17 protein-coding genes are annotated in these 24,138 nt (G+C 68.8%); 8 read left to right on the top strand and 9 right to left on the bottom strand.

Annotated elements, in window-relative coordinates; all coding sequences use genetic code 11:
* Window positions 1–288: 288 nt before the first annotated feature.
* The gene (locus Y710_RS16805; RefSeq protein WP_062367983.1) at window positions 289–1,743 is read right to left on the bottom strand and encodes a glutamate synthase subunit beta; all 1,455 of its coding nucleotides are present in this window, start codon (window positions 1,741–1,743) and stop codon (window positions 289–291) included.
* Window positions 1,736–6,370, bottom strand: coding sequence for a glutamate synthase large subunit (gene gltB / locus Y710_RS16810; protein WP_062367984.1), 4,635 nt, complete (start codon window positions 6,368–6,370; stop codon window positions 1,736–1,738). The genes Y710_RS16805 and gltB overlap by 8 nt, the downstream gene beginning before the upstream one ends.
* A 211-nt stretch (window positions 6,371–6,581) precedes the next feature.
* On the opposite strand from gltB, the gene Y710_RS16815 reads away from it, so the two are divergent.
* From Y710_RS16815 to Y710_RS16830, 4 genes are all read left to right on the top strand, one after another.
* Window positions 6,582–7,574, top strand: coding sequence for an alpha/beta hydrolase (locus tag Y710_RS16815; protein ID WP_039868056.1), 993 nt, complete (start codon window positions 6,582–6,584; stop codon window positions 7,572–7,574).
* A gap of 129 nt (window positions 7,575–7,703) precedes the next feature.
* A complete protein-coding gene (locus Y710_RS16820) occupies window positions 7,704–9,158 on the top strand; it encodes a catalase (protein WP_006897962.1) in 1,455 nt (484 codons plus the stop codon).
* An 82-nt stretch (window positions 9,159–9,240) separates the two neighbouring features.
* Window positions 9,241–11,013: a DUF2207 domain-containing protein gene (locus Y710_RS16825; protein ID WP_062367985.1), complete on the top strand. Its 1,773-nt coding sequence runs from the start codon at window positions 9,241–9,243 to the stop codon at window positions 11,011–11,013.
* Window positions 11,014–11,083: 70 nt separating this feature from the next.
* Window positions 11,084–11,647, top strand: a complete 564-nt coding sequence (locus tag Y710_RS16830; RefSeq protein ID WP_006897960.1) for a LemA family protein — start codon at window positions 11,084–11,086, stop codon at window positions 11,645–11,647.
* Between the two features lie 40 nt (window positions 11,648–11,687).
* Here the strand turns inward: Y710_RS16830 and Y710_RS16835 are convergent, their stop codons facing one another.
* Window positions 11,688–11,951: a hypothetical protein gene (locus Y710_RS16835; RefSeq protein WP_045538737.1), complete on the bottom strand. Its 264-nt coding sequence runs from the start codon at window positions 11,949–11,951 to the stop codon at window positions 11,688–11,690.
* Between the two features lie 34 nt (window positions 11,952–11,985).
* On the opposite strand from Y710_RS16835, the gene Y710_RS16840 reads away from it, so the two are divergent.
* Complete coding sequence (locus Y710_RS16840; RefSeq protein WP_039868053.1) at window positions 11,986–12,378, top strand: YccF domain-containing protein; 393 nt, start codon at window positions 11,986–11,988, stop codon at window positions 12,376–12,378.
* Window positions 12,379–12,464: 86 nt separating this feature from the next.
* Entirely contained in the window at window positions 12,465–13,607 is a 1,143-nt protein-coding gene (locus tag Y710_RS16845; RefSeq protein WP_062367986.1) for an SLC13 family permease, read from the top strand.
* A gap of 55 nt (window positions 13,608–13,662) precedes the next feature.
* Here Y710_RS16845 and Y710_RS16850 read toward each other — a convergent pair whose 3' ends face one another.
* The 5 genes from Y710_RS16850 to Y710_RS16870 form a co-directional block, all read right to left on the bottom strand.
* Window positions 13,663–15,357 (bottom strand): SulP family inorganic anion transporter, encoded by a 1,695-nt coding sequence (locus Y710_RS16850; RefSeq protein WP_006897956.1) that lies wholly within the window; start codon window positions 15,355–15,357, stop codon window positions 13,663–13,665.
* Window positions 15,347–16,012, bottom strand: a complete 666-nt coding sequence (locus tag Y710_RS16855; RefSeq protein ID WP_006897955.1) for an MBL fold metallo-hydrolase — start codon at window positions 16,010–16,012, stop codon at window positions 15,347–15,349. The genes Y710_RS16850 and Y710_RS16855 overlap by 11 nt, the downstream gene beginning before the upstream one ends.
* The gene (locus tag Y710_RS16860; protein WP_062367987.1) at window positions 16,009–17,097 is read right to left on the bottom strand and encodes an S-(hydroxymethyl)mycothiol dehydrogenase; all 1,089 of its coding nucleotides are present in this window, start codon (window positions 17,095–17,097) and stop codon (window positions 16,009–16,011) included. Before Y710_RS16860 ends, Y710_RS16855 begins: the two co-directional genes overlap by 4 nt.
* Window positions 17,098–17,133: 36 nt before the next feature.
* On the bottom strand, window positions 17,134–17,697 hold the full coding sequence (locus Y710_RS16865) for a Rho termination factor N-terminal domain-containing protein (protein WP_062367988.1): 564 nt from the start codon (window positions 17,695–17,697) through the stop codon (window positions 17,134–17,136).
* Window positions 17,698–17,828: 131 nt separating this feature from the next.
* Window positions 17,829–18,977, bottom strand: a complete 1,149-nt coding sequence (locus Y710_RS16870; RefSeq protein WP_062367991.1) for an N-acetylglucosamine-6-phosphate deacetylase — start codon at window positions 18,975–18,977, stop codon at window positions 17,829–17,831.
* A gap of 202 nt (window positions 18,978–19,179) precedes the next feature.
* Between Y710_RS16870 and Y710_RS16875 the strand changes: the two genes are divergently transcribed.
* Both Y710_RS16875 and Y710_RS16880 read left to right on the top strand, forming a co-directional pair.
* Window positions 19,180–19,767, top strand: a complete 588-nt coding sequence (locus Y710_RS16875; RefSeq protein ID WP_006897951.1) for a DUF2812 domain-containing protein — start codon at window positions 19,180–19,182, stop codon at window positions 19,765–19,767.
* A 59-nt stretch (window positions 19,768–19,826) separates the two neighbouring features.
* On the top strand, window positions 19,827–20,306 hold the full coding sequence (locus Y710_RS16880) for a TY-Chap domain-containing protein (RefSeq protein WP_006897950.1): 480 nt from the start codon (window positions 19,827–19,829) through the stop codon (window positions 20,304–20,306).
* A 10-nt stretch (window positions 20,307–20,316) separates the two neighbouring features.
* Here Y710_RS16880 and Y710_RS16885 read toward each other — a convergent pair whose 3' ends face one another.
* The gene (locus tag Y710_RS16885) at window positions 20,317–24,072 is read right to left on the bottom strand and encodes an NACHT and WD repeat domain-containing protein (RefSeq protein ID WP_062367989.1); all 3,756 of its coding nucleotides are present in this window, start codon (window positions 24,070–24,072) and stop codon (window positions 20,317–20,319) included.
* Between the last annotated feature and the right edge of the window lie 66 nt (window positions 24,073–24,138).

The following is a 24,138-nucleotide window of genomic DNA, read 5'->3' on the forward strand; positions in this document are numbered from 1 at the left end:
GCTCTGACTCCGAATAAGTTACGCACAGATGGACGTGAGGTCAAATCGGCGCAGGTGTGACCTGCGACAAGTACTTGGCGCAGTGGTGGTGGGAACGGCGCAGGGCGGCCCGGCTTTCGGCCGGACCGCCCTGTGGGGGTGTTTTGGTGGGGGAATCTCGATGCGCTCCCCCGCTTCGCTCCTCCGCTTACTCGATGAGCCTAGAAGGACATTCGATGGGCCTGGAAGGAGATTCGACGAGCCTCGGAGAAGTTCGATGAGTCTGGACGTATGACCGGCCCCGCGTCGCTACCGCTGCGCGACCGTCGTCGGGAGGATCGGCGACGGGAGCTGGGTGGAACCCATCAGGTACGCGTCGGCGCCGGCGGCGGCGGACCGTCCCTCGGCGATCGCCCAGACGATCAGCGACTGTCCGCGTCCGGCATCGCCCGCGACGAACACGCCGGGGAGTCCGACCGCACCGAAATCGCCTCCGCGGGCCACATTGCCTCGAGCGTCGTAGGTGGCTCCGAGCTTGTCGAGCAGATCGCCGCGCTCCGGGCCGACGAAGCCCATCGCGAGCAGCACCAGGTCCGCCTTCAATTCGAAGTCCGTGCCCTCCACCTTCTCGAAGCGGCCGCCGGTCATCTTGACCTCGTGGGCCTTGAGCGCGGTGACCTTGCCGTTCTCTCCGACGAACTCCTCGGTGTTCACGCTGTACACGCGCTCGCCGCCCTCTTCGTGAGCGGACGAGACCCGGTACATCAGCGGGTACGTCGGCCACGGAGTCGATTCGGCACGCTCGATCGGCGGCTTGGGCATGATCTCGAACTGGTGCACCTGCGCGGCACCCTGGCGCAGCGAGGTGCCGAGGCAGTCCGCGCCGGTGTCTCCGCCGCCGATGATCACGACGTGCTTGCCCTCCGCCGTGATCTGGCCGTCCACCACGTCACCGTGCTGGACGCGGTTGGCCTGCGGCAGGAACTCCATCGCCTGATGGATGCCGTCGAGCTCGCGTCCCGGAATCGGGAGGTCACGGCCGATGGTGGAACCGTTGGCCAGGACCACCGCATCGAAGTCGCCGCGGAGTTGCTCCACCGTGACGTCGACACCGACGTTGACTCCGGTACGGAAGACGGTGCCTTCGGCCTCCATCTGCGCGAGCCGGCGGTCGATGAACCGCTTCTCCATCTTGAACTCGGGAATCCCGTATCGGAGGAGACCGCCGATCCGGTCCGCGCGCTCGAAGACGGTCACATCGTGGCCGGCACGCGTGAGCTGCTGTGCGGCCGCCAGTCCGGCGGGTCCCGAACCGACCACGGCCACCTTCTTGCCCGTGCGCTGCGTGGGGATCACCGGAGTCACCGTCCCGTCGCCCCAGGCCTTCTCGATCAACTCCACCTCGACCTGCTTGATGGTCACGGCGGGCTGATTGATGCCCAGCACGCACGACGCCTCGCAGGGCGCCGGACACAGCCGCCCGGTGAACTCCGGGAAGTTGTTGGTGGCGTGGAGTCGGTCCATGCCTGCGTCCCACTGGTCGCGGTACACCAGACCGTTCCACTCGGGGATCAGGTTACCGAGCGGGCATCCGTTGTGGCAGAACGGAATTCCGCAGTCCATACAGCGGCTCGCCTGCGTCTGCAGGGTGCCCTTGTCGAACTCGGTGTACACCTCTTTCCAGTCGAGCAGCCGCAGTTCGACGGGCCGGCGGACCGGCGTCTCCCGCTCGGGGTGCTTGAGAAAACCTCTCGGATCAGCCACGTGCCGCCTCCATGATCGCTTCGTTCACATCTCGTCCGGAGCGCTCGGCGGCGTCGATGGCGACGAGCACCTTCTTGTAATCGCGGGGCATCACCTTCACGAAGTGCCCGCGGGCGACGTCCCAGTCGTCGAGGATCGCCGCGGCGACCGGCGAACCGGTCTCGTCGCGATGCTCGGTGAGCAGGCCCGACAGCACGGTCAGATCGTCGGCGTCGAGCTCTTCGAGCTCCACCAGTTCGGTGTTCAGATCGGCCTCGAACTCACCGTGCGGGTTGTAGACGTATGCGACGCCGCCGGACATGCCCGCCGCGAAGTTCCGTCCGGTACGTCCCAGAATCACGGCGGTACCGCCGGTCATGTACTCGCATCCGTGGTCGCCGACGCCTTCGACGACCGCCTGGACACCCGAATTGCGGACACAGAACCGCTCGCCGACCACACCGCGCAGGAAGATCTTGCCCGCCGTGCCGCCGAATGCGATCACGTTGCCGCCGATGATGTTGTCCTCGGCCACGAATTCGGCGGGCGCGGTGCGCGGCGGCCGAACGACGATCTTGCCGCCCGAGAGCCCCTTGCCGACGAAGTCGTTCGCGTCGCCCTCGATGCGCATGGTGATACCGCGCGGGACGAAGGCGCCGAAGCTGTTGCCCGCCGAACCGGTGAAGTCGATGGAGATCGTCCCCTCCGGCAGTCCCTGGGCACCGTAGGCCTTGGTGACCTCGTGGCCCAGCATGGTTCCGACCGTCCGGTTCACGTTGCTGATCGGGGACGCCAGCGTGACGCGGGTGCCGGACTCGATCGCGGCCCGGGCCTTCTCGATCAGCTCGTTGTCGAGGGCCTTGTCCAAGCCGTGGTCCTGCGTGCCGGAGCAGTACAGGTCCTGGTTCATGAACGGCGACTCGGGCATCGTCAGAATCGGCGTCAGGTCGAGCTTGCCGGCCTTGTGGTTCTTCCAGTGCTCGAGCGCCTTGCGCGTATCGAGCGCCTCGAACCGTCCGACGGCCTCCTGCAGGGTGCGGAAACCCAGGCGCGCGAGCAGTTCGCGCACCTCCTCGGCGACGTAGAGCATGAAGTTCTCGACGAACTCCGGCTTGCCGGAGAACCGCTCACGCAGCAGCGGGTTCTGCGTGGCGACGCCCACCGGGCAGGTGTCGAGGTGGCACACGCGCATCATGATGCAGCCCGAGACCACCAGCGGAGCGGTCGCGAAACCGAACTCCTCACCACCGAGCAGGGCGGCGATCATCACGTCGCGGCCCGTCTTCAGCTGACCGTCGACCTGCACCACGATGCGGTCGCGCAGACCGTTGAGCAGCAGTGTCTGCTGGGTCTCGGCCAAGCCGATCTCCCACGGGGCGCCGGCGTGCTTCAGCGAGGTCAGCGGGCTCGCACCGGTGCCGCCGTCGTGTCCGGAGATCAGGACGACGTCCGCGTGCGCCTTGGAGACGCCCGCGGCGACGGTGCCGACACCCAGTTCCGACACCAGCTTCACGTGGATCCGCGCCTGCGGATTCGCGTTCTTCAAGTCGTGGATCAGCTGAGCGAGATCCTCGATCGAGTAGATGTCGTGGTGCGGCGGCGGCGAGATGAGGCCGACGCCGGGCGTGCTGCCGCGCACCTCGGCGACCCACGGGTACACCTTGTGCGGAGGCAGCTGGCCGCCCTCGCCTGGCTTGGCGCCCTGCGCCATCTTGATCTGGATGTCGGTGCAGTTGCTCAGGTAGTGGCTGGTGACACCGAAGCGGCCGGAGGCGACCTGCTTGATCGCACTGCGGCGCCAGTCGCCGTTCTCGTCGTGGACGAAGCGGCGCGGGTCCTCGCCGCCCTCACCCGAGTTCGACCGGCCACCCAGACGGTTCATCGCGATCGCGAGCGTCTCGTGCGCCTCCGCCGAGATGGAGCCGTAGCTCATCGCGCCCGTCGAGAAACGCTTGACGATCTCGCTGGCCGGCTCCACCTTGTCGATCGGGATCGGGTCGCGGTCGCCGAAGTTGAAGTCGAACAGACCGCGCAGTGTGCCCAGCTTGGCGGCCTGGTCGTCGACCAGCTTGGTGTACTCCTTGAACACTGAGTACTGACCGGTGCGGGTGGAGTGCTGAAGCTTGAACACCGTGTCCGGGTTGAACAGGTGGTATTCGCCCTCGCGGCGCCACTGGTACTCGCCACCGACCTCGAGTTCGCGATGAGCGCGCTCGGCGGGACGCTTGGTGAACGCGAGGGCGTGACGCTGGGCCACCTCGTCGGCGATCTCGTCGAGCCCGATGCCGTCGAGCTGGCTGTTCAGACCCGTGAAGAACTCGTCGACGACCTCCTGCCCCAAGCCGATGACCTGGAACAGCTGAGCGCCGGTGTACGACGGCACCGTCGAGATGCCCATCTTGCTCATCACCTTCAGGACGCCCTTGCCCGCCGCCTTGATGTAGTTGGCGCGCGCGACGGCGAAGGTGGCCTCGTGGCTCATGTCCTCGGTCCCCGGGACGTCGAGGCTGCCCGACTCGAGCATGTCCTCGATGGTCTCGAAGGCCATGTAGGGGTTGATGCCGCTGGCGCCGAAGCCGACGAGCAGCGCCATGTGGTGCACCTCGCGGGCGTCGCCCGACTCGATGATGAGGCTGGCCCGGGTCCGGGTCCGCTCACGCACCATGTGGTGATGAACCGCCGCGGTCAGCAGCAGCGACGGGATCGGCGCGAGGGTCTCGTCCGACTCGCGGTCGGAGAGCACGATGATGCGGGCGCCGTCGGCGATGGCCGCCGACACCTTGCTGCGGACTCCGTCGAGTGCCCGACGCAGACCTTCGCCGCCCTCGGCGACCGGGTACAGACCGTGGATGTGCACGGAGGGGAAGCCGGTGGCCGGGTCGATCTCCACGAGCCGCGCCAGATCGTCGTTGTCGAGAATCGGCTGGCTCAGCACGATCTGCTTGGCCGAACCCGCGGCCGGGTTCAGCAGATCGCGCTCACCGCCGATGCGGCCGCCGAGGCTGGTGACCACCTCCTCGCGGATGGCGTCGAGCGGCGGGTTCGTGACCTGGGCGAACAGCTGCTGGAAGTAATCGAAGAGCATCCGCGGCCGGTTCGACAGGACGGCGACCGGGGTGTCGGTGCCCATCGAGCCCAGCGCCTCGCCGCCCGTCGCGGCCATCGGCGAGATGAGCAGCTTCAGATCCTCGGTGGTGTAGCCGAACATCTGCTGACGCAGCGTCACGCGATCGTGCGCCATGTGCTTGTGCGGCGGCGCGGGCAGGTCGGACAGTGCGACCTGGTTGGCGTCGAGCCACTCCCGGTACGGCTGCTCGCCGGCCAGCGAGTCCTTGATCTCCTCGTCGGCGACGATGCGGCCCTGCGCGGTGTCGACCAGGAACATCTTTCCGGGCTGGAGTCGCTGCTTGGCGACCACATCGGCGGGGTCGATGTCGAGGACGCCGACCTCCGACCCCAGAACCACGAGCCCGTCCTTGGTGACCCAGATGCGGGACGGACGCAGTCCGTTCCGGTCCAGGACGGCGCCGATGACAGTGCCGTCGGTGAAGCAGACCGACGCCGGTCCGTCCCATGCCTCCATCAGTGCCGAGTGGTACTCGTAGAACGCCCGATGCTCGGGCTTCATGTCCTCGCTGCGCTCCCAGGCCTCCGGGACCATCATCAGCACTGCGTGCGGCAGGGTGCGTCCGCCCAGGTGCAGCAGCTCGAGGACCTCGTCGAACCGTGCGGTGTCCGACGCGCCGGGAGTGCAGACCGGGAACACCTTGTCGAGGCTGTCGCCGAAGACGTCGGTCTTGATGAGCGACTCGCGGGCGCGCATCCAGTTCTCGTTACCGCTGACGGTGTTGATCTCGCCGTTGTGCGCGACTCGGCGGAACGGGTGGGCGAGAGGCCACGACGGGAAGGTGTTCGTCGAGAAGCGGCTGTGGACCATGCCGAGCGCGCTCTCCACACGCTCGTCCTGCAGGTCCAGGTAGAAGTCACGCAGCTGAGGAGTGGTCAGCATGCCCTTGTAGACGAACGTCTGCCCCGACAGGCTCGGGAAGTAGACGGTGTCGCGGCCGGGGCCGTCCTGGCCGGCGCCCTTCTCGCCGAGCTCGTACTGGACGCGCTTGCGGACCACGTAGGCCTTGCGCTCGAGTTCCATGATCTCCGCGCTGGACGGTGTGCGCCCGCTCGCCTCGCTCCCGGCGAGCGCGAGGAAGACCTGCCGGAAGGTCGGCATCGCATCGCGCGCCAGTGCGCCGAGCGAGCTCTCGTCCACCGGCACGTCGCGCCATCCGAGGAGAGTGAGCCCCTCCGCGGCGATGATCTCCTCGACGCCCTCGACCGCCTCGGCGGCGTCGCCGGCCGACTGGGGCAGGAAGGCGATGCCGGTGGCGTACGAGCCCTCGGCGGGGAGGTCGAAGTCCACCACCTCGCGCAGGAAGCGGTCGGGGACCTGAATCATGATGCCCGCGCCGTCGCCCGTGTTGGGCTCGGCACCGGCCGCACCGCGATGCTCGAGGTTCACCAGGGCGGTGATGGCCTTCTCGACGATGTCGCGGCTGCGGCGACCGTGCATGTCGACGACGAACGCGACGCCGCACGCGTCATGCTCGTTGATCGGATCGTAGAGCCCGACGGGCCCCGGCAAGTGCTTCATGAATCTGCCTACTCCGCACGCGACGCTGCGTACTGATACGTACTGGAGAGAGTCCCGGGTCAGAGGTCAGTGCGAACCAGCGCACCGCCCGGGGATTCAGCTTCATTGCTGGCCCGCTCAGGTCGCAGGGGGTGACCCCTCGACGCAAAGCGCAGTACTTCAAGTATTCCACTCGGGCCCGGCTGAGGCAAAAAGTGGATACAGTCCCACTGTGTACACCACGTCACACGCGGGTGAAAGTCGCGCGTCACTGCGTGCCCGCGCCTTCTCGAGGTCGACGTTCGCCTCGCGACCGCTGATGGCCGCGGCGGGGCGGAGTGTCCTGGCCAGTCCGCGGCTCCTGACGATGACCCGCCCGGGCGTCAACCGCGGCCTGTCGCTGCTGAGCCCGGTTCCGCGCGGCACCCGCATCACCCCGGTCCGCGAACTCACCGACTCCGGGCAGGTCCGCGGCGAGTGGGTTCACGGGCGCGGGCGAGCCGACGTCCCGGCACCGTCGACCGACGACACGATTCTCTATTACCTGCACGGAAGCGGATACGTGATCTGCTCGGCGCGCACCCATCGCGGGCTGGTCGCACGGCTCGCCGGGCGCGCGGGGATCGGCGCGTTCAGCCTCGACTACCGGTTGGGTCCGGAGCATCGTTGGCCCAGCGGCGGCGACGACACCGTCCGCGGATACCGCTGGCTGCTCGATCAGGGGTTCGACGCCGGGCAGATCATCGTGGCCGGCGACTCGGCCGGCGGCCACCTGGCGCTCGACCTCCTGGCCGCCAATCACTCCGACGGCGTGCCGCAACCGCGGGCGATGGCACTGTTCTCGCCGCTGTACGACCCCACTTTCCAGCTCGCACGAGATCTGGCCGACCGCGGCGTCCGAGACCCGATCATCGACGTCGGCGCGGCGGTGACCTTCCTCGGTCTCTACACCGCGGGCGCCGATCCCGACCATCCGCGGATGCGGATCAAGCTCTCCCCCGCGATGGACCTGCCACCGACCCTCATCCAGGTGGGCGCGCGAGAGATCATGGCCGACGACGCCCGCACCGTCCACCGCAGGCTGCTCGACGCCGGTGGACTGTCGGAGCTGCAGGAGTGGCCTGGTCAGGGGCACGTCTTCCAGATGTTCCCGTACTTCTCCCCCGAGTCGGAGCGGGCCGTGGGCGCGGCCGCTGAGTTCATCTCGCGGCAGCGCCGCCGATAGCGGACGCCACGCGGCGACCGATGTCCGTTTGTCGGGCACGTCTGCCGGACGGGCGATAGTGTCGAAGGCGGGGCCTCGGCAGGCGCCGAGCCCCGTACAGCCCGCACTCAACCTTCCTGGGAGGGTGATATGTCCGAGGAGACCACCAACTACACGACTACCGACTCCGGCGCTCCGGCCGGCAGCGATGAGCACTCGCTCACCGTCGGCCCCGGAGGGCCGATCGTTCTGCACGACCACTATCTGCTCGAGCAGATGGCCCAGTTCAATCGTGAACGCATCCCCGAGCGCCAGCCCCACGCCAAGGGAAGCGGCGCGTTCGGCACTTTCGAGACCACCGCCGACGTCTCGCCCTACACCTGCGCTTCGCTGTTCCAGCCGGGAGTGAAGACCGAGATGGTCGCGCGCTTCTCCACCGTCGCGGGCGAGCGGGGCAGCCCCGACACCTGGCGCGACCCCCGCGGATTCGCCCTGAAGTTCTACACCGACGAGGGTGTGTACGACATGGTCGGCAACAACACGCCGGTGTTCTTCATCAAGGACCCGATGAAGTTCCAGCACTTCATCCGGTCGCAGAAGCGGCGTGCCGACAACAATCTCCGCGACCACGACATGCAGTGGGATTTCTGGACGCTGTCGCCCGAGTCCTCACACCAGGTCACCTGGCTGATGGGCGATCGCGGCATCCCGCGCACCTGGCGGCACATGAACGGCTACAGCTCCCACACGTACCTGTGGGTCAACGCCGAGGGCGTCAAGCACTGGGTGAAGTACCACTTCATCACCGATCAGGGCATCGAGTTCCTGACCCAGGAGGAGGCCGACCGGCTCGCCGGGCAGGACAGCGACTACCACATGCGGGATCTGTACGAGTCGATCGATCGCGGCGATCATCCCACGTGGACGTTGAAGGTGCAGCTGATGCCGTTCGACGACGCCGCGGGCTACCGCTTCAATCCGTTCGATCTGACGAAGGTGTGGCCGCACGGCGACTATCCGCTGCACGAGGTCGGGAAGATGACCCTGCACACCAATCCGACGGACAATCACGCGCAGATCGAGCAGGCGGCCTTCGAGCCGAGCAACGTGGTCCCGGGAATCGGTTTCAGCCCCGACCGGATGCTCCTGGGCCGGGTCTTCTCGTACTCGGACGCACACCGCGCACGGCTGGGAGCCAACTACAAGCAGATCCCTGTCAACCGTCCGCGCAACGAGGTGCGCAGTTACTCGAAGGACGGGGCGATGCGGATCGATCCGGTCACCGACCCCGTGTACGCGCCCAACTCGAAGGGCGGTCCGGCCGCGGTGTACCCCGGACAGGCCGAACCGCAGTGGGCGGCCGACGGTGAGATCGTGCGCAGCGCCTACGTCGATCACCCGGAGGATGACGATGTGACGCAGCCCGGAACACTCGTCCGCGACGTGATGGACGACGCCGCGCGAAGCCGGTTGGTCGACAACGTGGTCGGTCACCTGCTCGACGGTGTCTCCGAGCCGGTCCTGTCCAGGGCTTTCGAGTACTGGCGGAACATCGACGCCGACACCGGTGCGGCGATCGAGGCGGGAGTGCGCGCGGCACAGTGATGCCGTCGCGGTAATCCTGGGCGTCGCCGGCCGAGTCATTCATCGAACAGAGAACTCGGCCGGCGGCGCATAGGATCGCCGCATGAAACGATTCCTGCTGTCGCTGGTGGCGCTCATCGCCACCGTGATCGGCGTCTTCTGGCCGCTGGTCGCGAACTCGGCGTCGTCGGGCGACGAGACCGTCGACACGGCCGTGATCACCGATTACCGCGCCGACTACGCCCTCGCGCGCGACGGCGAACTGGCCGTGGACGAGACGCTGACGGTCGATCTGCCGGAGGGCAAGCACGGGATCTTCCAATTCTGGGATGTCTCCGACGCGGACCCGGAGAACAAGGGCGTGCGTTACGAACCCCGCGACATCCGGATCACGATGGACGGGCAGGCGGTTCCGTTCGAGCTGGGTTCCGAGGAGGGCGGCAAGTTCGAGACGGCACGGATCGGCGACGCCGACACCCTCGTCTCACCCGGCGAGCACGTGTACCGGGTGTCGTACCGGATCGCAGACACCATCGCGGACGGCGACCCGGGCCGCTTCATCTGGCGCGTGGTGGGCAACGGCTGGCGGATGCGGATGGAGCGCTCCACCAGCACCGTCCACTTCCCCGAGGCGCCGACGTCGTTCGCGTGCAGCACCAACAACGGAACCGCGTGCCAGGTGTCGGAACCGGACCCGGCCACGCGAGTGGTCACCACCGGCCCGCTGGAACCGAACGTCGGCGTCGCGGTGAAGGCCGACCTGCCCTTCCCCGGTCCCGGCCGCGCACAGTTGCCGTGGTCGGTGTCGATGGACCCGATTCTGGGCACCTCGAAGGCCATGCCGATCGTCATCGTTCTGCTCTCGCTTCTGACGTTCGCCGGGGGCTTCTACTGGATGTGGCGCAGCCGGGAGCACGCGCCGCTGCTGCCGGTCATGTACGAGCCGCCGGCCGACCCGCAGAATCAGAGCCGCAAGCTCGGACCGGTCCAGACCTACTACGTCGCATACGAGGACATGCCCAAGAAGGCGCTGGTCTCCACCCTCTTCCACCTCGCCGAGCAGGGACACGTCCGGCTCGACCGGACGTCGAACAAGGACTGGACCGTCATCTCGCAGCTCACGCCGGAGCGGTTCGCCTCACTCGATCCCGCCGCCAACGCGGTGGTCGCGGCACTGGGCCTGTCGCACGAGGGCTCGACCTTCACCGCCGACGGATCCAAGAACGCCGGACTGCGGCTGTCCACGGCGACCAAGGAGATGGACGCCGCGACCGCCAACTGGGGCACCGGGAGCGGAGCGCTGCGGGTCAGCCGCTCGGAACTCGCTGGGCGCGTGGTCGTAGCGGCGGCGGTGGTCGTCGCAGCCGTGTTGATGATCTTCCAACTCCTCCCGGGCACGATCATGGCGCTGCCGTTCGCAGCGTTCGCGGTCGGCGGCGCCGGACTCTACGTGGCGGGGGTCGGCACCCGGCGTACGCGGCTGGGCCGTGAGGTGTGGTCGCGGGCCGGCGGTTTCGAGCGGCTCCTGTCGACTACGTCGAACCGGGAAAGACTCGACTTCTCCGCCCGCAAGGACCTCTTCACCAGCTACATTCCGTACGCGATGGCCTTCGACTGCGCCGACGCGTGGGCTGCCAAGTATCGCTATGCGACCGGGCAGGAACCGCCCGACCCGATCTGGTTCCCCGGCTTCTACATCGGCAGCTCGCATGCCCTGTTCGGCGGCGCCGGCTCCGGCATGGACAGCTTCGAATCGAGCCTCTCGTCGTCCCTGTCGGCGTACAGCTCGTCGCAGTCGTCCTCAGGCGGCGGCGGAGGATTCGGCGGCGGCTTCGGCGGCGGAGGCGGCGGTGGCGGAGGAGGCGGTTCGTGGTGAGCCCGTCGCGGCCGGCCGTCCCTCCATGCCATTCTCTGTGCACGTCCCTTAATAGAAAGAGGCACCAATCGTGATCTGGGCACTGATCGTCATCGTTGTCCTGCTCGTCCTGCTGGCCGTCTTCGTGATGGTCGGCTTCAACAAACTCCGCAAGGCGGACATCACCGCTCAGGAAGCGCTCGGCGGTATCGACGTCCAGCTCACTCGGCGCGCCGATCTGATCCCCAACCTGGTGAATACGGTGAAGGGGTACGCGGCCCACGAGTCGGGCGTGCTGGAGGCGGTGACCGAGGCCCGCGCTCACATGCAGCAGGCGGCGCAGGGGGCGTCAGTGGCCGACAAGGCCGCCGCTGAGGCGCAGATGAGCGGAGCCCTCGGGCGGCTGTTCGCTGTCGCTGAGAACTACCCGCAGCTGCAGGCAGCGCCCAATTTCATGGCGCTGCAGACCGAACTCGGAGAAACCGAGAACAAGCTCTCGTTCGCGCGCCAGTACTACAACGACGCCGTCTCGCGCCTGAACCAGGCGGTGCAGACCATCCCGTGGATGCTGTTCTCCGGCATGGCCGGGGTTCGCGTCCGCGAGTTCTACCAGGCCCCGGCGGGACAGGAGCAGCCGCCGCAGGTTCAGTTCTGAGCAGCAGCGCACTCGCGAGCCGCCGGGAGGGAAGGCCTCATCAGGGCTCCCACCGGCGGCTCGTGCTCGGATAGCGGACCCGCAGGTAGCTGTACAGATACCAACTGATCGCCATGGCGATGGCCGCGCCGGCGGCCCACCACAGCCAGCCGTTGAGCAGGCTCGAACGCACCGCGGCGACCAGCCAGGCGATCGTGAAGAAGACGGTCGCGATGGTCGCCAGGACTCGGACGGTGAGGACGATGAGCGCGGCCGCCGACCAGATCGCTCGGCGACCGGCTCCGGGTTCGGGGTCAATACCCATTCCGAAAGCGTAGGCGACGCAGGACAATGGGGCCATGAGGACGATACTGAACGTGTTGTGGCTGGTCCTGTGCGGACTGTGGATGGCGATCGGTTATGTACTGGCCGGCATCGTCTGCTGCATCCTCATCATCACGATCCCCTTCGGTATCGCGTCGTTCCGCATGGCGAACTACGCGCTGTGGCCCTTCGGACGCACCGTGGTCCGCAAGCCGACCGCGGGCCCCGCGTCGACGGTCGGCAACGTCATCTGGATCATCGTCGCGGGTATCTGGCTGGCGCTGGGCCACCTCACCACCGGCCTCGCCCTGTGCATCACCGTCATCGGCATCCCGCTGGGTGTCGCGAGCTTCAAGATGATCCCCATCTCCCTGGTACCGCTCGGCGCCGAGATCGTCTCGACCAACGATCCGCGCGCGGCGTACTGAACCGACCGGTGACGGGGCGGTGCAGGCGGCCGGCGGTGTCCGGTCCCGCGGGTCGCTGTTCGGCCGGGCATCATTGATCCGTGGCGATGGCGTGGATCGGCGGCGCACTGGTGCTCGCCGGTGCGACGGCCCTGGTGACGGGAGCTCTGCCCGCCGCGGACGCCGCCGCGACATTCGACCGAGCGTGGCCGGTGCTGCTGTTCGTCGTAGCGATCACGGTGGTCGCGCAACTGGCCGCGGAAGCCGGGGTGTTCGAAGTGGTCGCGGCGCGGCTCGGTGTTCTGGCCCGCGGCCGGGTCTTCGGCCTGTGGCTGCTGACGGTCCTCTTGGCCGTGGTCTGCACGGCCTTCCTGTCGCTCGACACCACCGCGGTCCTGCTGACACCGGTCGTACTCGCATTGGCGCGCGTCGCGGGCGTCGCGCCCGCACCGTTCGCGCTGACCACGGTGTGGCTCGCAAACACCGCTTCGCTGTTGCTTCCCGTCTCCAACCTGACGAATCTGCTGGCACTGGACCGTCTGAACGTTCACGGCGCCGCGGGCTTCGTCTCCCTGCTCGGGCTGCCGGCCGTGTGCGCAACGGCCGCGACGGTCGGGGTCCTGTGGCTGCTGCATCGACGCGAGCTCCGCGGCCGATTCCGTGCGTCGCCGGTCCCGTACGTCGGCGACCAGACACTGTTTCGGATCTGTTCGTCGATACTCCTGCTTCTCATCCCGCTGCTGGTGGTGATGCCCGCACCGTGGGTGCCTGCCTGCCTCGCCGCGCTCGCCCTCACGGCGACGTTCGCCCTCCGCCGACCCGAGGCGCTGCAGTTCGGCCTGATTCCGTGGTGGCTTCTGTTGTTCGCCGGCGGCCTGTTCCTGGTGGCGGGCGCGGTCGAGGCCTCGGGCCTGCTCGACCCCCTCGGTCGGCTCTCCGAACACGGCACGGCGAGTGTCTGGGCGTTCGCGGGGGCGGGCGCAGTCGGCGCGAACCTGGTGAACAATCTGCCGGGCTTCCTGCTCCTCGAACCGGCGACCACCTCGCCGATCACCCTGGCGGCACTGCTGATCGGAGTCAACGCGGGACCTCTGGTGACGCCGTGGGCCTCGCTGGCGACGCTGCTCTGGCATCAGCGGCTGGTCGACGAAGGAGTCGAGTTCGGCTGGCGCAGATACGTCTTCGTCGGTGCTGTCGCCGCTCCGGCCATCGTCGCGGCGGCCACGCTGACGCTGTCGGCGACATCCTGACTGGGCGGCCGGCGGAACGGCGCCTGCGCGGCGTGACGACTCGGCCCGGACCGGCTCAGTGCGGTGACTGCTCGAACGCGCGAACCGCCGAGCCGACGCTCGGATACACGCTGTCGGGTGCCAGATCGGCGAGCAACTGCGCGGTCTCGAGTGCGCCCCGCAATTCCGGGGTCACACCGGCGAGGATGAACCTCGCATGCACCGAATGCACGTAGTCGATGAGATCGCGCAGTGCCTTCGCCGCCGAATAGTCGACGTCCGAGATCGCCGAACAGTCCAGCACCAGCCATCGCACCGGGTCGGGCGCAGCTTTGATCAGCGCGGTCACGTCGTCGGTGAACCGTCCGACGTTGGCATAGAAGAGGTCCGCGTCGTAACGGAAGACGATGAGTCCCGGCAGGGTCTGATGCCCGGGTCGGGCGCTCTCGTACTCGCGCTGCCCGTTCCGGCCGACCCCGACGACGAACCGCTCCGGGCGGTACTGACGGTGAATGATCTGCAGCACCGACATCACCATCGCGGCGACGATGCCGGTCAACACGCCGAAGACCACCACCATCACGGTCGTCAGCACCGCGATGGCGAACTCCACGCGCCGGATCCGCCAGATGTGCGCGAACCCCGCCCAGTCGATCAGATCGAGTCCGACCATGAACACGATCGCTGCCAGCACCGCCTCCGGGAGATCACCGAGCGGACCGGACGCGGCAACCACCACCACGAGCGTCACAACGGCGGTCGTGATGTTCGCGACCTGAGTGCGGCCGCGCTGACGGTCGAGGATCGCGGTCTTGGTGGGACTGCCGTTCACCACGAACGAGCCGGTGAGAGACGCGGAGACGTTCGCCGCCGACAGCCCGAGGATGTCGCGGTTGACGTCGATCCGATCTCCGTGGCGCTGAGCGAAGCTGCGTGCCGTCGCCGCACTCTGCGCCAAGATCACCAAGACGCACCCGAAAGAGACCGTGAGAACGGTGGGAAGGCGCCCGAGCACCTCGCTCATCGGTGGAAAGTCGATCGACGGCGGACCGGCGTCGACGGGCCCGACCGTCGGCACCCAGCGATCGAGGCCGAATACCGCCACGGCGACGATCGACCCGATCACGATCAGAATCGGCGTCGGCAGGCTGGGCCGCAGCCGTCGGACGCCGAGCAGGCCGGCCAGCGTCACCGCGGCGAACAGCATCGACTGCCAGTGCACTCGGTCGACGTCCCCGATCACGTGCGCCCACTTCTCGAGAGTGTGGCCGGCGTCGCGCTTCGGTTCGCCGAGCATACCGGGGATCTGCTCGGTCACCACGAGCACGCCGACGCCGGCCAGGAAGCCGACGAGCACGGAGGTCGACAGGAAATCGCCCAGGAAGCCCAGGCGCAGAACTCGGGCGACCAGCAGCATCACGCCGGTCACCAGTGCGATGAGGCCGGCCCAGGCGAGCCACTGCTCCGTGTCGGGCCGCAACCCGACCACTCCGAGACCCGCGATGCCCGAGGCGAGCAGCGCCGCGGTGGCCGAATCCGCTCCGACCACCAGCAGCCGAGACGCACCGATCAGCGCGAAGACCACCGCCGGCACGATCAGCGAGTACAAGCCGGCGCCGATCGGGACATGGGCGATGGAACTGTAGCCCATCGCCTCCGGGATCGCGACGGCTGCGAGCGACGCCCCGGCGAGGACGTCGGCCCGCAGCCAGGAGCGCTGATAGCCGCTCAGCGCGGGCGGGCGAAGACGCGTCAGCCGGTCAATGGCCACGACGAATCCACTCGTCGAGGTCACCTGCCTCGGCACCGACGGTGGTCTCGTCGCCGTGCCCGGTGCACACGCGCGTCTGCGGGTCGAGCACCAGGATTCGGTCGCGGATGGATGCGATGATGTCGTCGAAACTGGAGAACGAACGCCCGGTGGCGCCCGGTCCGCCCTGGAACAGGGTGTCGCCGCTGAAGAGCACGTTCGCCGACGGCGCCCACACCACGCACGAGCCGGGGGAATGGCCCGGCGTGTTGATCACCTCGAGTTCGTGGCCGCCGACCACGATCCGCTGTCCGTCCGAGAGTTCGTCGTGGGCCACTCCCGGGTGAGTCCGGTCCCACAGCATCTCGTCGGCCGGATGCAGCAGGATCGGTGCGCCGGTCGCCTCGGCGAGTTCCGGGGCGACTCCGATGTGGTCGTTGTGCGCGTGGGTCAGGACGATCGCCACCACGTCGCGGTCGCCGACGGCTTTCAGGATCGGCGCCGCGTCGTGCGCGGCATCGATGATGACGGCCTGGTCGTCGTCGCCGACCACCCAGACGTTGTTGTCGACGTCCCAGGTGCCGCCGTCGAGCGAGAACGTTCCGGAAGTGACGACTCGGTCGATCCGCAGACCGGCGGGGACCGATCCTTCGGGTCCGGTGGACTCGGTGCTCACAGCTCCACCACCGAACGCAGGACGCGGCCCTCCTCCATGGCCTTGAAGGCGTCGTCCACACCGTCGATGCCGATGCGCTCGGTGACGAACTTGTCGAGCGGAAGACGGCCCTGCAGGAACAGGTCGATGAGCATCGGGAAGTCGCGTTCGGGCAGGCAGTCGCCGTACCAGGACGATTTGAGCGCCCCGCCGTGACTGAAGAAATCGACCAGCGGCATCTCGAGGCGCATCTGCGGCGTCGGCACACCGACCAGCACCACGACACCGGCGAGATCGCGGGCGTAGAACGCCGTCCGGTAGGTCTCGGGGCGGCCGACGGCGTCGATCACCACGTCGGCGCCGAATCCCCCGGTCAGTTCCTTGACGGCCTCGGCGACGTCGTCGATCGCCGACGCGTCGATGGTGTGGGTGGCGCCCAGTTCTCTGGCCCAGTCGAGCTTGCTCGGGTCGCGGTCGACGGCGATGATCGTCGTGGCACCGGCCAGGCGCGACCCGGCGATCGCCGCGTCGCCGACTCCACCGCAGCCGATCACCGCTACCGAATCGCCGCGACCGACCTCCCCGGTGTTCATCGCGGCGCCGAGCCCGGCCATCACCCCGCAGCCCAGGAGGCAGGCGACGGCTGGATCCGCGGCTTCGTCGACCTTGGTGCACTGTCCCTCGTGGACGAGCGTCTTCTCGGCGAAGGCGCCGATGCCCAGCGCCGGAGTCAGTTCGGTGCCGTCGGCGAGGGTCATCGGCTTACTGGCGTTGAAGGTGTCGAAGCAGTACCAGGGCCGACCGCGCTTGCAGGCGCGGCACTCGCCGCACACGGCACGCCAGTTCAGAATCACGTAGTCGCCGGCCGCGACGTGGGTCACCGCGTCGCCGACCGTCTCGACGATGCCCGCCGCCTCGTGTCCGAGCAGGAACGGGTACTCGTCGTTGATGCCGCCGGTGGCGTAGGCGAGGTCGGTATGGCAGACGCCGCACGTCTTGATCTTGACCACCACGTCATTGGGTCCGGGATCCGGGATCGTGATGTCGACCAGTTCGGTAGGCGCGTTCTTGCTGCGGGAGACGACTCCCTTGACGACGATGGGCACGTGTTCTCCTAGTCGGACGGCCGCACTTCGACGCGTTCAGCCGAGAGCGGCGATGAGTTCTGCCTTCTTCATCGTCGAGTATCCCTTGATTCCGGCCGCTTTGGCCTCGGCACGCAGATCCGCCACCGTCTTCGACGCGGTTCCCGACTTCGGCGCGGGCTTGGCGGAAGCAGCCGGCTTGGTGGCACCGGACTTGGCGGCGGTCTTCGCGGCGCTCGGCTTGGCAGCACCGGACTTGGCGGTGGCGGACTTGGCGGTGGCGGCCTTCGCGGCGGCCGGCTTGGCGGTGGCCGGCTTGGCGGTGGCGCCGGTGGTCTTGGCGCCGGGTTCGGCGGTCTTGGGGGTGGCGGGCTTCGCAGTCGCGGGCTTCGCAGTCGCCGGCTTCGCGGCGGACTTGGGCTCAGCAGCCTTCGGCTCGGCGGGCTTGGGCTGCGCCGGCTTCACGGCGGTCGGTGCCTTGGACGCGGGCGCGGGCATCTCAGGCTTCTTCGGCAGCATCGGAGAACGGGCGAGCATCGTGTCGCGGAGCGCGACAACTTCGGCGGAGAGGCGCTTGACCTCTTTCTCCAGTCGCTTGATCAAGCTCTTCTTGCCACTCATCACTGGTGTACCTCCATATGTCTGTGGCTCCAGCCGGAGTGCCCGACCGGGCCAATTGTGACCCTACTGTGAGCAAACCCCGCGATGCGACTCGCAGGTAGCATGCGTCGCCGCAGATCCGAACAGCGGGGTCAGCGTGCGGAATGAACGTGAACCACACGCAGGTCGGCGTCGAGCACCACCAGATCCGCGCGGCGGCCCGATGCCAGGGCGCCGATGTCCGCGCGCCCCAGAACGCGGGCGGGGTTGGCCGAGGTCATGGCCACCGCCCCGAGCAGGATCTCGTCGGAGACGCGGTCTCGCACGCCCGGGGCGTCGGAGCGCAGGCCCGCGACCGTCCGCGCGAACAATCCGGCCATGGTGGCGGTGCTTCCCGCGATCGCGCCGGTCCGCGCGACCCGCGCGACGCCGTCGGCGACGGAGACGTCCAGAGCACCCAGTCGATACGCGCCGTCCGGCATGCCGGCGGCCGCCATCGCATCGGTGACGAGCGCGACGCGGTCGAAGCCGACGGCACGCTGCACGTCGCGCACCAGGGCCGGATGCAGATGCACCCCATCGGCCACCAGCTCGACCACCACGCGGGGATCCTCCATGAGGGCCAGCGGCGGTCCTGGTTCGCGGTGGCCGAGCGGCGCCATCGCGTTGAACAGATGCGTTGCGACCCGAGCTCCCCGCGCAATCGCCTCTCGGACCTGGTCGTAGGTGGCGTCGGTGTGCCCCACGGCCACCGTGACACCCGCACTCACGAAGCGGTCGATCGCCTCCATCGCGCCGGGAAGCTCGGGAGCCAGCGTCACCATCACGACGGCGCCGTCGGCCAGTTCGAGGAGTTCGTCGATCTCGCCCGGCGACGGCGGGCGCAGCACGTCCGGGTCGTGCGCCCCGCACCGCGCACCGCTGATCCAGGGTCCCTCGAGATGGATGCCCGCGCTGATCCCCTCGCCTACCAGAACGCTCAGACGCGCGACGATGTCGCGGAGCTCGGCGCGACCAGCGCTCACCGTGCTCGTCACCGTCGTCGTGGTTCCGTGCTCCCGGTGGAATCGGGCGGCGGCCCGCACGTCGTCGCCGATCCCGTCCGTGTACGACGATCCCCCGCCGCCGTGGACGTGCATGTCGACGAAACCCGGCACGATCACTCCGTCGGCGAAGGTCGCACTCGCCGCGGCCGGCGGCGGACCCGCGCCGACACCGGTGATGAAGCCCTGCGCGATCTCCACCCAGCCCGGCCGGTGGACCACGCCGTCGGCGACGAGCGTGCCCGCGGCGATGATCATCGTCTCGTTCAAGGGACTCCCTTCCGCGAATCGACTCGACGCCAGTGGCTCGGAGTGTATCGCCGGCGACGCCGCGGATCGGCGCCAAACTGCAGGAAGAGACGACTGGTGAGTTCAGTCTCAAATTCCTTGACCGGGTCGTCCGACCGGCGGAACAGTGGAGTGCAAGCTCTACTCAGGCAGCTCTCCCCAGGAGGTTCTCATGAGCTCCTCATCATGGTTCGTCGCGCTCCGGCACCCGTCGCCCGCCGATCTCGAACTGTGGCTCGAAGCCCAGGCGGCGGACGGCCGCGTGCTGACCGACTACTCGCTGCTCAGTCCGCTGCGAATGCGGTTCACCGAGTCCGCTCCGGCCCGGGTCCGGTACGCGGTGGAGCGGCGCGCCGTCCCCGCACCCGTCGACTACTTCCGGTTCCGCGAAGCGCAGGGCTGGGAGCACGTGGGTCAGGCCGCCGACTTCCACATCTGGAAGCGCCCGTACACCGGCGAGCGCCCGGCCGGGTTCATCGGCGAGGATCTCGGCCGCCGGGCCTCCGCGCTCGCGATCGGGCTCGGAGTGATCGGAGTCCTGGCCCTCGCCGTGGCCCTGGCTCTCGGCGCCGTCGCGGGTCTGGCGGCCTTCGAGTGGACGAACTCGGTGGAGTTCTGGGCTCCGGCCGTCGCAGCAGCCGTGGTGGGAGTGCTCGCCGTGACCGCCGGCGTCGTGCTCGCGGTCTCGGGCCGCAAGGCGTCCGCGCGCACCGCGCCGGGCGAGACCGCCACGCGCGAACGCGCCGAGATCGGCGGCTGAGCGCGCCCGATCTGTCGGTGTCCGCTGTTACCGTAGGGCCATCCGCTCAGGAGGTCACGATGGACAGTTCATCCGGCGTCTTCTCCGAGGCCGCGTTCGACGCGGCGATCGATCGAGTCTGGGTCAGATTCCGGTGTGAGTTGGCCGACCAACTCGACCGGATGAGTCACGACCACCCCGTCACCGTGTTCGCACTCTGGACCGAGTTGTTCGGCCCGCAGCCCACCGTCGTATTCACCCACACGCTGAACTCCCGCCTGCGGTTGACCGTCGCGCATCGCGATCTGTATCCGTACGGGCCAGAGGACCGGCAGCGGGTGGCCATGCTGACCGACCGGGGCTGGCGCTCGCTGCGCGACCAGACGTGCATCGTCGAGTTCGCCCGGCGCGGAGTCGACGCCGCGGCGATGGCCGCACAGTACGCCCTGCGGGAGGTGTGGGGCGTGCCCGATCCGAGCTATCTGGTGGCGGACCAGGACGACGTGCTGCGGACGTTCATCACGTCGGACGCCGCCGCGCGCGAACCCAAGATGCGCTGAACCCGATGGGTCACGGGCAGCCGTCGTCCGCCGACAGCCTGCCGAGATAGCGGTCGCGTTCCGCACCCGAGAGCGGGTCGGTGGCAGTGCACACCCAGCGGCGCGCGGATTCGCGGTCGGTGGTCTGCAAGTATACGACGCCGGTGCCGTCGCCGGCGACCGGATACCCGGGACCCGAACCGGCATCGGTCGGCAGCACCCAGTTCGACACCGTCCGCGACCCGCCGAGCACAGGAGAGACCGCCGCCCCCTGAGTGAGCGAGCCGTCGGCGCCCAGGGCGAAGTCCACCACCTCCCGCGTCCCCGTGCTGATCATCAGCCGGCCTCCCGATCGGCCGATGGACTCGGCGTGCAGGTCGCTGACCCTGCTGACCACCGTCGGCGGGCCGTCGTCGATGCGCCACACCGCCAGATCACCGGCCGCCAGAACCACGTACCTGCCGTCGCGGGCGAACGTCGCGTCGGCCACCTCCTCGCCCATCGGCAGCACCAGCGGTCGGGAATCGGCCCGGTCGAGCCGGTACACGTAGCCGTTGCCGTCGTCGGCGGTGACGGCTAACCGAGAACCGTCGACCGCATAGCTCACACTGCGGATGAGATCCCCCGGCCCGCCGAGCGGATCGCCCACCGGTCGCGGCGCCGCCGGATCGGTGAGATCCCAACGTTGCACGCGCCGGTCGTCGATCCCGGCGGCGAGTTCCCGCGTGCCGGGAGCGAAGGCGAGCGCATTGGTGTATCGGGTCCCGACTCGGAGTTCGCCCACCCGGCGCGGGCGATCGGGATCGCCGAGATCCCACAGTTCCACCAGGCCGCCGTTGTTGTTGGCCGTCGCGGCGAGCATCCCGTCGGTGGTCACCGCGACGCTGGGCCGGTTGTTGGCCCGGCGGTCGATGTCGACACCGCCCCGCTGGTGCCACTGCCCGTCGTCCCGGGTCCAGACGTTCAGCCGGGCGTCGGAACCGACCGTCACCAGCCGGCGGCCCGACGCGTCCATGCCCACGCCGCTGATCAGTGCGCCGCGGTCCGGGAGCAGGCCCGGCGGCAGGGTCCAGAGGTCCACCTCGCCGTCCGACCGCCCGACGGCGAGTTCCTGACCGTCGGGGCTGAACACGGTGCTGACCATGCGCACCGCTCCGGGTGCGGCCGATCGCTGCAGCTCCCAGAGCGGCAACGGATCGGAGATCGACGTGGTGTTCCAGACATGCACGATCCCGTCGGTCCCGGCGCGGGCCAGCAGCGGGCGCACCGGGTTGGCGGCGATGGACCACGAGCCGCCGGTGACGCCGGCCAGCGACGTGGTGTCCGGCCGGGGCGCCGCCGGGTCGGTGACGTTCCACAACTGCACGTTGGCGCTGTCGCCGGTGACGGCAAGCACCGAGTCACCGCGGGTGAAGGCCAGCGCGTGGGTGATGCTGGGGAATCCGCGCAACGGTTCGCCCGCGGGCCGCGGGGTGTCGGTGTCGGCGGCCGTCCAGAGCCGTACCGTCTGGTCTTCCCCGCCGGTCGCCAGCACCGTGCCCGCGGAGTTGAACGCGAGCGAGCGGACCGCGCGGGTGTGGCCGCGCAGCACCGCGGTCTGCGTCGGCGGACGGTCGCCGTCGACGCGGTACACGGTGACCGTTCCGTCGTCGGACGAGGCCGCCAGGTGAGCGCCGCTGGGACTGAAGCGCGTGAGATACGCCGCGCCGCTGCCGGGCCTCAATGTCGCGATCTCCCGAGGAGACCCGGGATCGGCGACGTTCCACAGCCGGACCGTGCCGTCGCCGCTCGCCGCGGCGAGCAGCCGGCCGGAGCGATCGAAATCCACCGAGGTGACGAACGACCCGAAGCCGCCCAACCGGGCCACCTCGCGGAAGGGCTTCACCGCACCGTCGGTGCGCTGCCACACGCGGACCGTGCGGTCGTTGCTCGCCGACGCGAGCAGCCGTCCGTCGCGGGAGAACATGACGTCGTAGACCGCGCCGGTGTGCCCGTCGAGCGAGCGTGCGAGCGGTGAGGTGTATGCCGCGAGCAAGCCACTGCTGACCTCGGTGTCGTCGGCGTAGTGCTGATCCGCCACCGCCAGCATCCGCGCGGCCAGCGACGGATCCGAACTCACCAGTCCTTCGATGCTGGACATGACGGCCGCGTGTTCGGCGCTGTTGCGCTGCCGTGCGAGATCGCTCGCCTGCCGCGTGGCGATGATCGCGGTGATCGCGGACGCCAGGCCGAGGACCACCACCAACGTGATCGAAGCGAACCGGAGGCGCTTGCGGACGGTCCGTTGCCTGCCTGCGGCGTCGAGGAACTCCGCGGCACCGGCCGGCAGCAGGACCTGACGGTGAGCGCCCAGTTCGGCGCGGTTGGCCTGCGAGGTCGCCAGCCGGGCTCCGCTGTAGAGGTGGTCCGCTGCGCGGCCGCTCTCGTTCCACGCGTCGGTGTCCGCCGCCAACTGCTGCATCCACTGGATCAGATCCGCGTCTTCCGCGATCCAGTCGGCCATCCGCGGCCATGCGGACATGACCGCCTCGTGGATGAAGGTGACCGATTCCGAACTCACCGTCAGCAATCGGGCGTCGGAGAAGGCGTCGATGATCCGCGTGGCCGATTCCGGGAAGCGCTCCCGCAGATCACTCGGGGCGACGGCGTTGCGCATCGGCGTCCGGCGAGGACCGAACTGGACCAGCGCCAGCAGCAGTGCCCTGGCCTCCTCGTGGTCGGCCGGGTCGAGTGCGGCCCAGGTGCGTTCCGCGGTCTCAGCGAGCGCCGAGGTGATCCCGCCCGCGGCGCGGTACGACCCGACCGTCAGCCGGTTCCCGGTCCGTTTCGCCCACATCACCTGGAGAGCGTGGGCGAGCAGCGGGAGCCGTCCCGCGCGATCGCCCTCGGTGGAGGCCTGGTGCAGATCGTCGATCATCAGATCCGCCAGACCTTCGTCGATCCGGCCGCCGGCCATCCGCACCGGCTCGATGATGACCTGACGGAGCTGGTCGTCGGACATCTCGGACAGGATCATCGAACGGTCCTGCCACGCTCGGGCGAGCATCGGGTACTCGACGCAGGCGCGGAAGAAGTCGGCGCGGATACCCAGGACCACCACGCTCCCGGCGTCCGAGAGTTCCTGCACCCGATCGAGCACGGCGCGTCGCCGCGTCTCGTCGTCGAGCGCGAAGACCTCTTCGAACTGGTCGATCACCACCAGCGCCGCACCGGCGGCCACCTCGTCTCCGACGAGTCCGGACGGCCCCACGCGCAGCGCGATCGCGGTGTTCCACGGTTCACCGGCGCGGGCGAGCCCGGCACCGAGCAGTGACGACTTGCCCGCCCCCGACACTCCGGTCACCACGACGACCCGATTGCCCGCCGAGTCCCGTGCCTCGGAAAGCAGCCCCGAGAGGGCGGCGATCGTGTCGTCGCGTCCGAAGTACCTGTCGCGGTCGCGGGCACCCATCGAGGCGAGTCCGGGAAAGGGCGTGTCCAGCCTGGCGCCCGACGCGGGGTCGTGGTGGCGTTCCCAGAGCCGTCTCCATTCGGGCATGGACACGAGGTCGTCGGCACCGGCGTCGAGCGCCCGCCGGTTGAGCCACATGATCAGCGGCAGGACGGTGTCGAAGTCCCGCGGGACGTGTCTGCCGTTGCGCCAGTCGCTGATCCGCTGCGGCGTGGCCTCGGCGCGACCGAATCTGGCCATTCCCTCCGATGCCGCACGCAGCGTCGGCTTACCGGCTTGGCGGAAGAGTCTCGCGAGCGCCGGACCGAACTCGCTCTCCGGCGGCGTCGAGGTCACGACTGTGAGGTTATCCGAGCACCGGATTCCGGGGAATTTCTCCGGTCCGGATAACTCATCCACACC

This window comes from Gordonia sp. QH-12 (genome assembly GCF_001578675.1).
In the GTDB taxonomy this organism is placed as follows: Bacteria; Actinomycetota; Actinomycetes; order Mycobacteriales; family Mycobacteriaceae; genus Gordonia; species Gordonia sihwensis.

What these genes read in the sequence shown, in the direction of transcription:
- gltB (WP_062367984.1), bottom strand. Translation starts at nt 6,370, where the DNA reads ATGAAGCACTTGCCGGGGCCCGTCGGGCTCTACGATCCGATCAACGAG.
- Y710_RS16820 (WP_006897962.1), top strand. Translation starts at nt 7,704, where the DNA reads ATGTCCGAGGAGACCACCAACTACACGACTACCGACTCCGGCGCTCCG.
- Y710_RS16825 (WP_062367985.1), top strand. Translation starts at nt 9,241, where the DNA reads ATGAAACGATTCCTGCTGTCGCTGGTGGCGCTCATCGCCACCGTGATC.
- Y710_RS16835 (WP_045538737.1), bottom strand. Translation starts at nt 11,951, where the DNA reads ATGGGTATTGACCCCGAACCCGGAGCCGGTCGCCGAGCGATCTGGTCG.
- Y710_RS16840 (WP_039868053.1), top strand. Translation starts at nt 11,986, where the DNA reads ATGAGGACGATACTGAACGTGTTGTGGCTGGTCCTGTGCGGACTGTGG.
- Y710_RS16845 (WP_062367986.1), top strand. Translation starts at nt 12,465, where the DNA reads ATGGCGTGGATCGGCGGCGCACTGGTGCTCGCCGGTGCGACGGCCCTG.
- Y710_RS16865 (WP_062367988.1), bottom strand. Translation starts at nt 17,697, where the DNA reads ATGAGTGGCAAGAAGAGCTTGATCAAGCGACTGGAGAAAGAGGTCAAG.
- Y710_RS16870 (WP_062367991.1), bottom strand. Translation starts at nt 18,977, where the DNA reads ATGATCATCGCCGCGGGCACGCTCGTCGCCGACGGCGTGGTCCACCGG.
- Y710_RS16875 (WP_006897951.1), top strand. Translation starts at nt 19,180, where the DNA reads ATGAGCTCCTCATCATGGTTCGTCGCGCTCCGGCACCCGTCGCCCGCC.
- Y710_RS16880 (WP_006897950.1), top strand. Translation starts at nt 19,827, where the DNA reads ATGGACAGTTCATCCGGCGTCTTCTCCGAGGCCGCGTTCGACGCGGCG.